This window comes from Streptomyces sp. NPDC046727 (genome assembly GCF_040645635.1).
Lineage (GTDB): Bacteria > Actinomycetota > Actinomycetes > Streptomycetales > Streptomycetaceae > Streptomyces.
The window spans coordinates 37,067-48,096 of sequence record NZ_JBEYYR010000054.1; the positions used below are offsets into that span (position 1 = coordinate 37,067).

Annotated in this window: 11 protein-coding genes; 8 read left to right on the top strand and 3 right to left on the bottom strand. The window is 73.4% G+C overall.

What is annotated here, in order from left to right; all coding sequences use genetic code 11:
* Window positions 1-121 precede the first annotated feature (121 nt).
* Window positions 122-640, top strand: a complete 519-nt coding sequence (locus ABZ937_RS39950) for a DUF4240 domain-containing protein (protein WP_361699844.1) — start codon at window positions 122-124, stop codon at window positions 638-640.
* Between the two features lie 169 nt (window positions 641-809).
* Here the strand turns inward: ABZ937_RS39950 and ABZ937_RS39955 are convergent, their stop codons facing one another.
* Complete coding sequence (locus ABZ937_RS39955; RefSeq protein ID WP_361699808.1) at window positions 810-1,664, bottom strand: peptidoglycan recognition protein; 855 nt, start codon at window positions 1,662-1,664, stop codon at window positions 810-812.
* A 175-nt stretch (window positions 1,665-1,839) separates the two neighbouring features.
* On the opposite strand from ABZ937_RS39955, the gene ABZ937_RS39960 reads away from it, so the two are divergent.
* Window positions 1,840-3,024, top strand: a complete 1,185-nt coding sequence (locus tag ABZ937_RS39960) for a MarP family serine protease (RefSeq protein WP_361699810.1) — start codon at window positions 1,840-1,842, stop codon at window positions 3,022-3,024.
* Between the two features lie 15 nt (window positions 3,025-3,039).
* Here the strand turns inward: ABZ937_RS39960 and ABZ937_RS39965 are convergent, their stop codons facing one another.
* Window positions 3,040-3,528 (bottom strand): GNAT family N-acetyltransferase, encoded by a 489-nt coding sequence (locus ABZ937_RS39965; protein ID WP_361699813.1) that lies wholly within the window; start codon window positions 3,526-3,528, stop codon window positions 3,040-3,042.
* A 72-nt stretch (window positions 3,529-3,600) separates the two neighbouring features.
* Here ABZ937_RS39965 and ABZ937_RS39970 point away from each other — a divergent pair, with 72 nt between their 5' ends.
* Both ABZ937_RS39970 and ABZ937_RS39975 read left to right on the top strand, forming a co-directional pair.
* Window positions 3,601-4,500, top strand: coding sequence for a TIGR01777 family oxidoreductase (locus tag ABZ937_RS39970; RefSeq protein ID WP_361699816.1), 900 nt, complete (start codon window positions 3,601-3,603; stop codon window positions 4,498-4,500).
* Between the two features lie 208 nt (window positions 4,501-4,708).
* Window positions 4,709-6,088 (top strand): NAD(P)/FAD-dependent oxidoreductase, encoded by a 1,380-nt coding sequence (locus tag ABZ937_RS39975; RefSeq protein WP_361699818.1) that lies wholly within the window; start codon window positions 4,709-4,711, stop codon window positions 6,086-6,088.
* Between the two features lie 93 nt (window positions 6,089-6,181).
* On the opposite strand, the gene ABZ937_RS39980 is transcribed toward ABZ937_RS39975, so the two are convergent.
* Window positions 6,182-7,645: a regulator gene (locus ABZ937_RS39980; RefSeq protein WP_361699821.1), complete on the bottom strand. Its 1,464-nt coding sequence runs from the start codon at window positions 7,643-7,645 to the stop codon at window positions 6,182-6,184.
* A gap of 239 nt (window positions 7,646-7,884) precedes the next feature.
* Here ABZ937_RS39980 and lipB point away from each other — a divergent pair, with 239 nt between their 5' ends.
* The 4 genes from lipB to ABZ937_RS40000 all read left to right on the top strand — a co-directional run bounded on the left by lipB (window position 7,885) and on the right by ABZ937_RS40000 (window position 10,927).
* Entirely contained in the window at window positions 7,885-8,685 is an 801-nt protein-coding gene (gene lipB, locus ABZ937_RS39985; RefSeq protein WP_361699823.1) for a lipoyl(octanoyl) transferase LipB, read from the top strand.
* 77 nt (window positions 8,686-8,762) lie between these two features.
* Window positions 8,763-9,728 carry a lipoyl synthase gene (gene lipA / locus ABZ937_RS39990; protein WP_361699826.1) on the top strand — a complete coding sequence of 322 codons (966 nt, stop codon included), beginning with the start codon at window positions 8,763-8,765 and terminating at the stop codon, window positions 9,726-9,728.
* 229 nt (window positions 9,729-9,957) lie between these two features.
* Complete coding sequence (locus tag ABZ937_RS39995) at window positions 9,958-10,155, top strand: hypothetical protein (protein WP_361699829.1); 198 nt, start codon at window positions 9,958-9,960, stop codon at window positions 10,153-10,155.
* 70 nt (window positions 10,156-10,225) lie between these two features.
* A complete protein-coding gene (locus tag ABZ937_RS40000) occupies window positions 10,226-10,927 on the top strand; it encodes a DUF4191 domain-containing protein (protein ID WP_361699832.1) in 702 nt (233 codons plus the stop codon).
* The last annotated feature ends 103 nt before the right edge of the window (window positions 10,928-11,030 follow it).

Below are 11,030 nucleotides of genomic sequence, written 5' to 3' on the forward strand. Positions count from 1 at the left end.
CGGAACCGTTTCACGGCGGACACGGCCCGCCTCGCCGCGCTGTACCGCCGTAGGGAGGGCCGATGAGATCCCCGGGACTCCGCGTGCGGCCCACCGGCCGAGGCCCGATGCTGGTTCCGTGATGGACGAGACGGAGTTCTGGGAGCTGATCGACGCCACCCGGCAGGCCGCCGAGGGCGACCCCGAGGAGCAGGCCGACGCGCTCGTGGACCGGCTGCTCCGGCTGGACCCCGAGCTGGTCCTGGACTTCGCCCGTCATTTCGAGGCCCGCTACAACCGGGCCTACCGCTGGGACCTGTGGGGCGCCGCCTGGCTGCTGCTCGACGGGTGCAGCGACGACGCGTTCGACTTCTTCCGGTGCTGGCTGATCGGCCAGGGCCGGGACGTCTTCGAGGGCGCCCTGCACGAACCGGACGCGCTGGCGGAGCTGCTGGGCGAGTTCGACGAGGAGATCGACGGCGACGGCGAGGAGCTGGGGTACGCGGCGGACGAGGCGTACGAGCAGCTGACCGGGACCGTCGCGCCCGACCTGGGCATCGCCCCGGCGCCCGCCGAGCCGGAGGGCACCCCGCTGGACCTGGAGGACGACCGGGTGCTCGCGCAGCGGTTTCCCCGCCTGTGGGAGCGGTTCAGGACGTGACGCGCAGCGGGGCGGCGGGCGGTCCGGGTCCGGTCGGTTCGTCCCCCGGCGGACTCGGTACGGCCGCCGTGACGACCGCTGTGCGTGATCCTCATCTGTCCCCGCCCTCCGGTCGGCTTGTGTCGCGCTCGACCGTAGGGCGCGGGGCTCGGAGCGGGCTGCGGGCCGTCTATGGCCTTCCTGTGGGCGCCCGGCCCTGGAGGAGGGCGGCCTGTTCCCGGATCGCCGGGAGGCGGGCGGCGAGGGCCGCGCCGGGGCAGTTGGTCGCGTAGCCGTCCTGGTGGCCGGCGAGGGCGGGCAGGGCGGCGGTGGTGCCCGCCTTGTAGCGGCTGAGCCCGCTGCTGGAGACCAGCCGGGTGCGGCCGCGCGGGTCGACGTCGGCCAGGCCGAGCTTCCAGGCGGCCAGGGCGGCGATCGCGTCGGTCATGGCGCGGGGCACGGGGACGCCGGCGGTGAAGGTGCCGAGGGCGGCGATGCCGGCGGTGCGGTGGTTGAAGCCCTGGGTGTGGGCGCCGGTGACGGCCCGGTCGGCGCCTCCGGCGCGGCCCTCGTAGATGGTGCCGCAGCGGTCGACGAGGAAGTTGTAGCCGATGTCGTCCCAGCGGCGGGCGCCGGTCTGGCCGGCGTACAGGTGGCGGATGATCTGGGGCGCGTCGGCGCACTTGTAGCCGTTGGGCGAGTCGGTGTGGTGGACGAAGACGGCGACCACCTTGTCGTCGTAGCGCGGGGGCGGCTGGGTGCGCCCGGTGGTGCGGTCCAGCCAGGCGGCGCGGGGCACGATGCGCGGCCGGGCCGCGTGGTGGGCGGCGGGCACCCGCGCCGCCGCGGCGGAACGGCCCGGGCGGGGCAGGACGGCCTGCTCGACGCCGCGGGCGCACAGGGCCAGCGCGACCACGGCCAGCGCCCCGGGCAGGCAGCCGAGCAGCACGTACACCGCGCGGTGGAGCCGTGCGGCACGAGGTGTGCGGGGTGTCCCTGCGGCACGCGGTTTCCGGGCCGTCAGGGCTCTTCGGACGACACGCATGATCCCACTCTCGGGTCGCTGTGCCCTGCCCGCGATGTGCGCTGTGCCACCTGGTGGAACCATCGTCCTGGTCCGGGTCGTTTCCGGGGGGTACACGCCACGCGCCTCCCGCGCGCGTTGCTGATCAACGGACCGGTCCCGTCCGTACTGAGGGGTCCGAGAGAAAGGCGGCTCCGTGGACCTGCTCGACCTGCTGCTCGTACTGGTGATGGCCGTCTACGCGGTGTCCGGTTACCGGCGCGGACTGGTGGCGGGATGCGTCTCGCTGGCCGGGTTCGTGGGCGGGGCGGCCGTCGGGGTGTGGGTGCTGCCGTGGGTGACGGGCCTGGTGGAGCGGGGTACGGCGACGGCCACGGTGCTCGCGGTGCTGACGGTGCTGGGGCCGGCGGTGGCGGGGCACGAGCTGGCGGGCCGGCTGGCGCTGAGGCTGCGCGGGGAGCTGGACCGGGGGCCGCTGCGGGTGGCGGACGGGATAGGGGGCGCGGCGGCGAACTCGGTCGCGGTGCTGGTGGTGGCCTGGGTGGCGGCGAGCGTGCTGGCCGCGGCGCCGTCGCAGACGCTGACGACGGCGATACGGAACTCGACGCTGCTGGGCGCGGTGCAGGAGGCGATGCCGCAGACCACGCCGGCGTGGTTCTCGCGGGCCACGTCGGCGCTGGCGGAGGCGGGTTTCCCGCAGGTGTTCAACCCGTTCGAGAACGAGTCGACGGCCCGGGTGGCCCGGCCGACCGGCGACAGCGTGACCCCGGCCGCGACGGACGCGGCCAAGGCGAGTTCGGTGAAGATCGAGGGGGCGGCGGGCACCGAGGGCCGTGAGGGCAGCGGGTTCGTGTACGCGCCGCGGCATGTGATGACCAACGCGCACGTGGTGGCCGGCATCGACCGTCCGAGCGTGCGGGTCGGCGGGGTCGGGCCGGCGTACGGCGCCCGGGTGGTGCTCTTCGACCCGGACCGGGACGTGGCGGTGCTGTACGTGCCGGGGCTGCGCGCCCCGGTGCTGCGGTTCGACACGAGCGCGGTGCGCGGGGACTCGGCGGTGGTGGCGGGCTACCCGCAGGACGGGGGCCTGAACCTCCAGGCGGCGACGGTCGCGAACCGGGTGCGGGCGACCGGCCGGAACATCTACAACGACCGCACGGTCACCCGGGAGATCTACTCGATCCGCTCCACGGTCCGGCCGGGCAACTCCGGCGGCCCGCTGCTGACCACGGACGGCCGGGTGTTCGGGGTGGTCTTCGCCCGCTCCACCTCGGACGCCGAGACGGGGTACGTGCTGACGGCGGCCGAGGTGGCGGGCGACGCCCGGCGCGCGGCCACGGCGACGGCGCCGGTGGACACGGGCGAGCTGGTCAGTTCGTAGGGCTCTTCCCAGGGCTCACAGGGCGCGGCCCATGCACACGTCGTCGACGTAGGCGCCGTCGAGGAGGAACTCCTGCGGCAGCACGCCCTCGACGGCGAACCCCTCGGACTCGTACAGGGCGCGGGCCGGGGTGTTGTGCCCGAGCACGCGCAGGGTGAGGCGCCGCGCGCCGCGGCTGCGCGCCTCTGTGACGGCGGCCCGGATCAGCGCGCGCCCGACGCCCCGCCCGCGTGCCTCCTCGGCGACGACGAACCCCTGGATCGCCAGGACGTGCGCGTTGCTGGCGAGCGGGGTCGGGTGGGCGAGGCGGACATAGCCGAGGACGCGCCCGTCGGCCTCGGCGACGAGGAAGTCCTCCGCCGGGTGCCGCTCGTCGAAGAACGGCTGGTAGGGCGGCTGCGGCTCGGGAGCCACGGCGTGCAGGGTGGACCAGGTGACGCGGTCGAGGACGGCCAGTTCGTCCTCGTCGTCGGTCTTGGCGATGCGTATGAGGGGTTCCGGCATGACGATCACCCTAGGGCGGGCGGTGGGTGCGTCCCAGGGGTTTCCGGCGGGCCGTGCGGTCATGCTGGGGTCATGGAACGTTCACGCATCGCGGTGGCCGGCGCGTCCGGTCTGATCGGCAGCGCTCTGGTGCGGTCGCTGGCCGCGGACGGGCACGAGGTGGTGCGGCTGGTGCGCCGGACGCCCCGGGGCCCGGACGAGGTCGGCTGGGACCCCTCCCGGCAGTACGTGGACGCGGCGGGGCTGACCGGCTGTGCCGCGGTGGTCAATCTGGCCGGGGCGGGGGTGGGCGACCGGCGCTGGACACCGGAGTACAAGCGGCTGCTGCGGGAGAGCCGGGTGCTGGGCACGGCGGCGCTGGCCGAGGCGGTGGCCGCGCTGCCGGAGCCGCCGCGGGTGTTCGTGAACGGCAGCGCGATCGGCTTCTACGGCGTGACCGGCGACCGGGTGGTGGACGAGGACGCGCCGCCGGGCGACGGCTTCCTCGCCAGGCTGTGTGTGGAGTGGGAGGAGGCGGCGGCGCCCGCGGCTCAGGCGGGGGTGCGGACGGTGCTGCCGCGTACGGGGCTGGTGGTGGCGCGGGGCGGCGGGGCCTGGGGGCGGCTGTTCCCGCTGTTCCGGGCGGGGCTCGGGGGGCGGCTGGGCGACGGGCGGCAGTACTGGTCGTACATCGCGCTGCACGACGAGGTCGCCGCGATCCGGCATCTCATGGACGGGGACACCCTGTCCGGGCCGTTCAATCTGACGGCTCCCCATCCGCTGACGAACCGTGAGGTCACGGCGGCGATGGGGCGGGTGCTGCACCGGCCGACGGTGTGCGCGGTGCCCGCTCCGGTGCTGCGGGCGGCGCTCGGGGAGATGGCCGGGGATGTGCTGGGCAGCCAGCGGGTGGTGCCGAAGCGGTTGCTGGAATCGGGGTTCCGGTTCGCGTTCCCGGGCATCGACGAGGCGATCCGCGCCGCGGCGGGGTGAGCGCGACGGGATGAGCGCGGCGGGATGAGCCGGCTGACAACACCGGCGAACGAAAGTGACCGAGTGCGACCTCTATGCGACCGTGCCCTGTTGATGCGCGACTGTTCCTGACCGATCACGGCCCTACCCTCGACCCGAACTCGGGTATCCCTGGAGCCTGTTGGGGGCATGACGTCTCCACCGGCCGCGCAACCACAGGAGGGGCCTCGTGCTTGAGCCCGCGTACCAGGTGGACGTCGTCATCGTGGGAGCCGGAATCGCCGGTCTCTCCGCGGCTCATCGGCTGACCAGCGCAGGAATCACCACCGCTGTCCTGGAGGCCGCCCCGTACGTCGGGGGCCGCATGTCGACGGAGAAGATCGACGGCTTCCGGCTCGACCGCATCGGACAGCTGCTGTCCACGTCCTACCCCGAACTCCGGCTGAGCCCGGGCCTGGACGCCCTGACCGTGCGCCGCTTCGCGCCGGGCGTCCTGCTGCACCGTGACGGCCGCACCCACCGCGCGGGCGCGCCGGCGTCCGGCGGGAGCGCAAGGGGCGCACGCAGCGCACGGGGCGCGCTCCATGCGGTGCGTGCCCTCGCGAGCACCCCCAGGAGTACGGCGGCCACGCCCGGCCGGACCGGCGCGCCCGTGGGCGGCGCGGTGGACCAGGCCCGCCTCGGCGCCGCCCTCGGCCGGATCGCCGTCACCCCCGTCGAACGCATCCTGGGCCGCCCCGAGATGCCGGCCGCGCAGGCCCTCGCCCGGCGGGGGGTGCCGGCGCGCACCATCGACGGGTTTCTGCGCCCGCTGCTGGCCGCGCTGCTGTGCGACCCGGAGCTGACCACCTCCAGCAGGTGCGCCGACCTGGCGCTGCGCGCCTTCGCGAGCGGCCGGCTGTGCGTGCCGGAGGGCGGCGCGGAGGTGCTGCCGGAGCTGCTCGCCCGGGCGCTGCCGCCGGGCACCGTGCGCACCGGGGTGCGGGTCACCTCCGTGTCCACGACCTCGGTGACCACCGCCGAGCACGGCGAGGTCCGCTGTCGTGCGGTGCTGCTGGCGACGGACGCGCGCGCCGCGGCCGAGCTGCTGCCGGGGCTGCGGGTGCCGGACTTCCATCCGGTGACGGTGGTCCACCACACCACGGACGACCCGGCGGCGGCCTTCTCGACGGGCACCTCGCTGCTGCTGGACGCCGACCGGGGCGGGCCGGTGGCGCACACGGCGGTGCTCAGCAGCGTGGACCCGAGCCGGGCCCCGGCCGGCCGGGTGCTGATCTCCTCGACGGTGCTGGGCCCGCCGCCGGAGGGTGTGGACACGGCGGTCCGCATCCACCTCTCCCGCCTCTACGGCACCTCCACGCGCCGCTGGGAGACGCTGGCCGTGCACCACACCCCGGAGGCGGTCCCGGCGATGCGCCCACCGCACGACCTGCGCCGCCCGGTACGGCTCCTGGCGGGCCTGTACGTCTGCGGCGACCACCGGGACACCAGCACGGTCCAGGGCGCCCTGCACTCGGCCCACAGGGCAACAGCAGCCATCCTGGCGGACCTGGGCACAGGCTCCCTCCACCGAGCCGACCCGGCACCGACGCTGCCGAGGGCGGCGTAGGCAGCGCCCCCTAAGGGGCGCGGGGAACTCTGCACGACAAGCCACAGCGCGCCCGCACACGGCAATACACCGATCGGAGTTACGGCGAGACCCCTACCCCAACGCCGCGACCTTCTCCCGATACCCCCGCACCGGTGCCGCATCCCGATAGGGCTCAAGGCGCCGCTCGAAATCCTTCACGTACTCCACCGCGCGAGCGGACCGCATCTCCGCCGCCGCGCCCGCGGCCTCCGCCGCCAGCGCGCACGCCTGGTCGAGTTCGCCGAGGCCGAGCCGGGCGGTGGCGAGGACGATCCGGCAGAACAGGCGGCTGCGGGCATGGATGGCGGCGCGGAGCTGGAGGGACCGCTCGGCGTGCTGGGCGGCGGCCCGGAACTGCTGCAGGTCCCGGTGGCAGTGCCCGAGCTCGTCGGCGAGCTGGGCCTCGTCGAAGAACCGGGCCCAGTACGGCACGTCGTCCCCGGGCCGGGCCACCTCCAGGGCGCGCTCGGCCCGCACCAGCGCGGCGGTGCACGCCCGCACCTCGCCCAGCACACCGTGCGCCCGCGCCTCGGACGCGTGCAGCAGCGCCTGGACGACCGGCGGGCCGCCGGTGCCGACCCCCTGCTGGGCGACCCGGGCCAGCTGCACGGCCTCCCTGCCGTGGCCCAGGTAGACGGCCTGGCGGCTCATGGTGACCAGGACGTACGAGCCGTACGCCCGGTCACCGGCCGCCTGGGCGAGCCGCAGGGCCTGCACGAAGTAGCGCTGGGCGAGCCCGTGCGCGGCGATGTCGTACGACGTCCAGCCCGCGAGCCGGGTCAGGTCGGCGGCGGCGCCGAACAGGCGGCGGCCGGTCTGCTCGTCGTAGCTGCCGCGGAGCATCGGCTCGCACTCGTGCTCCAGATAGCGCACCAGCGCCTGCCGGGCGTGGCCGCCGCCGAACCGGTCGTCGAGCGTGCGGAACAGCTCGCCGACCGAGTGCAGTGCGGCGATGTCACCGCCGCTGACCTTGTGCCCGGGGCTCCGCTCGGCCTGCCCGCGCGCCCGCGGCGGCACCGGCACCCCCGGCTGGGGCCTCGCCGCGCCGGGCCGGCCCTGCGGCGGCACCCGGGGTGCCGGTTCGCGGGCCACCTTGTCGTCGGCCTTCCCGATCAGCCAGTCCCGGCTGGGCACGACCAGCCCGGCCGGGGTGAAGGCGATCTTGCGCAGCTCGGCGTGGCTGCCGGAGTCCTTGCGCCACAGCCCGCTGACGATGTCGACGGCCTCCTCCGGGGTCGCCGCGAACTCCAGCCCGGCGTAGACCGGCGCGCAGGCGTCCAGGCCGAGGTCCTGGGCGGTGAGCCGGCGCCCGAGCCGGCGGGTGAACACCTCGGCGATGAGGGCCGGGGTCGTCCCGCGCGGCTGCTGCCCGCGCAGCCAGCGGGTGACCGATGTCTTGTCGTATCTGAGGTCCAGCCCGTGCTCCAGGCCGAGCTGGTCGACGCGACGAGCCAGACCCGCGTTGGAGAACCCCGCCTCTGCGATGAGCGCGGCGAGCTGGCGGTTGGGGGTGCGCTGCGCGGGTCGGTCCGTCATCTGCGGTGCGGTCTCCTGCCTTCCGGGCCCTTGAAGGGCCTGGATTGCCTTTGAGCAGCCCTTATGGCCTCACGAACGGCGCGAATGTAGCGGAGAGTGAGCAGACGATCGCACACTTTGCTATACATTCATCCGATCGTGTGAGGAACATCCGCAGGGCTGACGTGCGCCGGTCGGACGTACAGTGGCGTGGGCGCGATACATGCCTGACACACCCATCGCCGAGGGAGGCGCTTGCCGTGAGTGAGTTGCGGTTCGTCCGCAGGGGTTTCGGTGCGGATGCCGTCGATTACCAGGAGGCGTGGGACGAGCAGCGCCGGGTGCACGCGGCCCGGTTCGCCGACGAGATCCCCGACACCGTGATCCTGCTGGAGCACCCCCCGGTGTACACGGCGGGCCGGCGCACCGAGGACAGCGAGCGCCCGCTGGACGGCACCCCGGTCATCGACGTGGACCGCGGCGGCAAGATCACCTGGCACGGCCCGGGCCAGCTGGTGGGCTACCCGATCCAGAAGCTCCCCCGCCCGGTGGACGTGGTCGCGCACGTACGGCGGCTGGAGGAGGCGATCATCCGCACCTGCGCCGAGTTCGGACTGGAGACCACCCGGGTGGAGGGCCGTAGCGGCGTGTGGGTGCTCGGCGACCCGGTCGAGCAGCGCCCCGCGCTCGGGGGGCTGTCCCTGGACTTCGACCCGCGGCTGAACGACGAGGAGTTCGACCCCCGTCTCAACGGCCCCGAGTACGCTCCCTCCAACGCGGGCCAGCGCCGCGAGGACCGCAAGATCTCCGCGATCGGCATCCGGGTCGCCAAGGGCGTCACGATGCACGGCTTCTCCTTCAACGTGAACCCGGACAACATCTGGTTCGACCGGATCATCCCGTGCGGCATCCGTGACGCCGGGGTCACCTCCCTGGCCAACGAACTGGGCCGGGACATCACGGTGCAGGAGGTCGTGCCGGTGGTGGAGAAGCACCTGAAGGACATCCTGGAGAACGCGGACCTCAAGCCGCGGCTGATCGAGAAGACACCGGCGGCCTAGGACAACCGCCTCCGAACCACCAAATCAACGGGCGTACCCTGGGGAACGCCGAAGAATCAATCGCTAGGGAGCCGGTCGTGTCCGCAGTCGCACCCGACGGACGCAAGATGCTGCGCCTGGAGGTCCGCAACAGCCAGACCCCCATCGAGCGCAAGCCCGAGTGGATCAAGACCCGGGCGAAAATGGGCCCCGAATACACGAAGATGCAGAACCTCGTGAAGAGCGAGGGCCTGCACACGGTGTGCCAGGAAGCCGGCTGCCCGAACATCTACGAGTGCTGGGAGGACCGCGAGGCGACCTTCCTGATCGGCGGCGACCAGTGCACCCGGCGCTGTGACTTCTGCCAGATCGACACCGGCAAGCCCGAGGCGCTCGACCGCGACGAGCCGCGCCGGGTGGGCGAGTCCGTGGTCACCATGGACCTGAACTACGCCACCATCACCGGCGTCGCCCGTGACGACCTGGAGGACGGCGGTGCCTGGCTGTACGCCGAGACCGTGCGCCAGATCCACCAGCAGACCGCCGAGCGCGAGGGCGGCCGTACCAAGGTCGAGCTGCTGGCTCCCGACTTCAACGCGGTCCCCGAGCAGCTGGCCGAGGTGTTCGCCTCCCGCCCGGAGGTCTTCGCGCACAACGTCGAGACGGTCCCGCGGATCTTCAAGCGGATCCGCCCCGGCTTCCGCTACGAGCGCTCCCTGAAGGTCATCACCGAGGCCCGCGACTACGGCCTGGTCACCAAGTCGAACCTGATCCTCGGCATGGGCGAGACCCGCGAGGAGGTCAGCGAGGCGCTGAAGCAGCTGCACGAGGCGGGCTGCGAGCTGGTCACCATCACCCAGTACCTGCGCCCGTCCGTGCGCCACCACCCGGTGGAGCGCTGGGTGAAGCCGCAGGAGTTCGTGGAGCTGAAGGAGGAGGCCGAGCAGATCGGCTTCTCCGGCGTGATGTCCGGCCCGCTGGTGCGGTCCTCGTACCGTGCCGGACGCCTGTACCAGATGGCCGTCGAGAAGCGTGGCTCCTACATCGCCGTCCAGGCGGTCTGAGCCAAGCGTGTGAATTCACGCACAAGCACCTACTGGCCAGTAATGGCCGAGTCGACGCGGTCCCGGCCGTCCTCGCTGATGAGGGCGTCGTCGGGGCCGCGTCGGCGTTCCGACCCGCCCCACCAAGGCTTCATGGGCGTTTGACCGGTCGGACACGCCCTGGTAACACCAATCAGTGACTCTGGTATCACGCCCCGTATCTCCACCGCTCCGAGGGGGGACCTCGATCATGCAGGCCGCACCCGTCCGCGCCAACGCCATCCCGTCCTTCACCGACGCGCTCCGTGCCGTCGAGTCCCTGCTGATGAGCGGCGGTCAGCGCACCGCCCGCCGCAACGCCTGGACCTCCGTCCTGGAGGACCGCCGCCGTGCCAAGGACCGCTTCGAGGCCGAGCGGGTCCTGGAGCAGGCCGCCGACCGCCCCTGACCCTCCCCCGGCTCCCTCCCGCCGGGCACTGCCGTCGTCCGCGCTCCCGGGGGCACGTAGACTTCGTGGCATGGCGAGGAAGGAAATCGCGGCGGACGCCGCGAACGCAGGGCGACTGAAGCAGATCGCCCTCACGTACAAGATGACCCGCAAGGCCGACAAGAAGATCGGTCTTGTACTCGCGGCCGTCGGCATCGGCACCCTCGGTGTCTTCCTCGCGATCGGCTTCCTGATCGGCCACCCGGTCTACCTGGGCATCTTCGGCCTGCTGATCGCCCTGCTGGCGACGGCGATCGTGTTCGGCCGCCGGGCCGAGCGGGCCGCCTTCGGCCAGATGGAGGGCCAGCCGGGCGCCGCGGCGGCCGTGCTGGACAACATCGGCCGGGGCTGGACGACGACTCCGGCGGTGGCGATGAACCGCAGCCAGGACGTGGTGCACCGGGCGGTCGGCAAGGCCGGCATCGTGCTGGTGGCCGAGGGCAACCCGAACCGGGTGAAGACCCTGCTGGCCGCCGAGAAGAAGAAGATGAACCGCATCGTCGCGGACGTGCCGGTGCACGACCTGATCGTGGGCAACGGCGACGGCCAGGTCGAGCTGAAGAAGCTCCGCACGACCATGCTGAAGCTCCCGCGCGTGCTCACCGGCCCCCAGGTGACGGCCACCAACGACCGGCTGCGGGCCATGGGGGACCTGATGAGCAACATGCCGTTGCCGAAGGGACCCATGCCCAAGGGCATGAAGCTCCCCAAGGGCGGCCCTCGGGGTCGCTGACCACCTCGTTCCGCCGCGGCGGAGCCGCACATCGACACGGCCCCGCGCCGCGTAGGGGGGGCGGGGGGGGGGGGACCCCCCCCCCCCCCGCCGCGAGGGCCCT

Bases quoted from the DNA above. Each gene is read 5' to 3' on its own strand.
- ABZ937_RS39955 (WP_361699808.1), bottom strand. From the start codon at position 1,664: ATGCGTGTCGTCCGAAGAGCCCTGACGGCCCGGAAACCGCGTGCCGCA.
- ABZ937_RS39950 (WP_361699844.1), top strand. From the start codon at position 122: ATGGACGAGACGGAGTTCTGGGAGCTGATCGACGCCACCCGGCAGGCC.
- ABZ937_RS39965 (WP_361699813.1), bottom strand. From the start codon at position 3,528: ATGCCGGAACCCCTCATACGCATCGCCAAGACCGACGACGAGGACGAA.
- ABZ937_RS40000 (WP_361699832.1), top strand. From the start codon at position 10,226: ATGGCGAGGAAGGAAATCGCGGCGGACGCCGCGAACGCAGGGCGACTG.
- ABZ937_RS39995 (WP_361699829.1), top strand. From the start codon at position 9,958: ATGCAGGCCGCACCCGTCCGCGCCAACGCCATCCCGTCCTTCACCGAC.
- ABZ937_RS39970 (WP_361699816.1), top strand. From the start codon at position 3,601: ATGGAACGTTCACGCATCGCGGTGGCCGGCGCGTCCGGTCTGATCGGC.
- ABZ937_RS39980 (WP_361699821.1), bottom strand. From the start codon at position 7,645: ATGACGGACCGACCCGCGCAGCGCACCCCCAACCGCCAGCTCGCCGCG.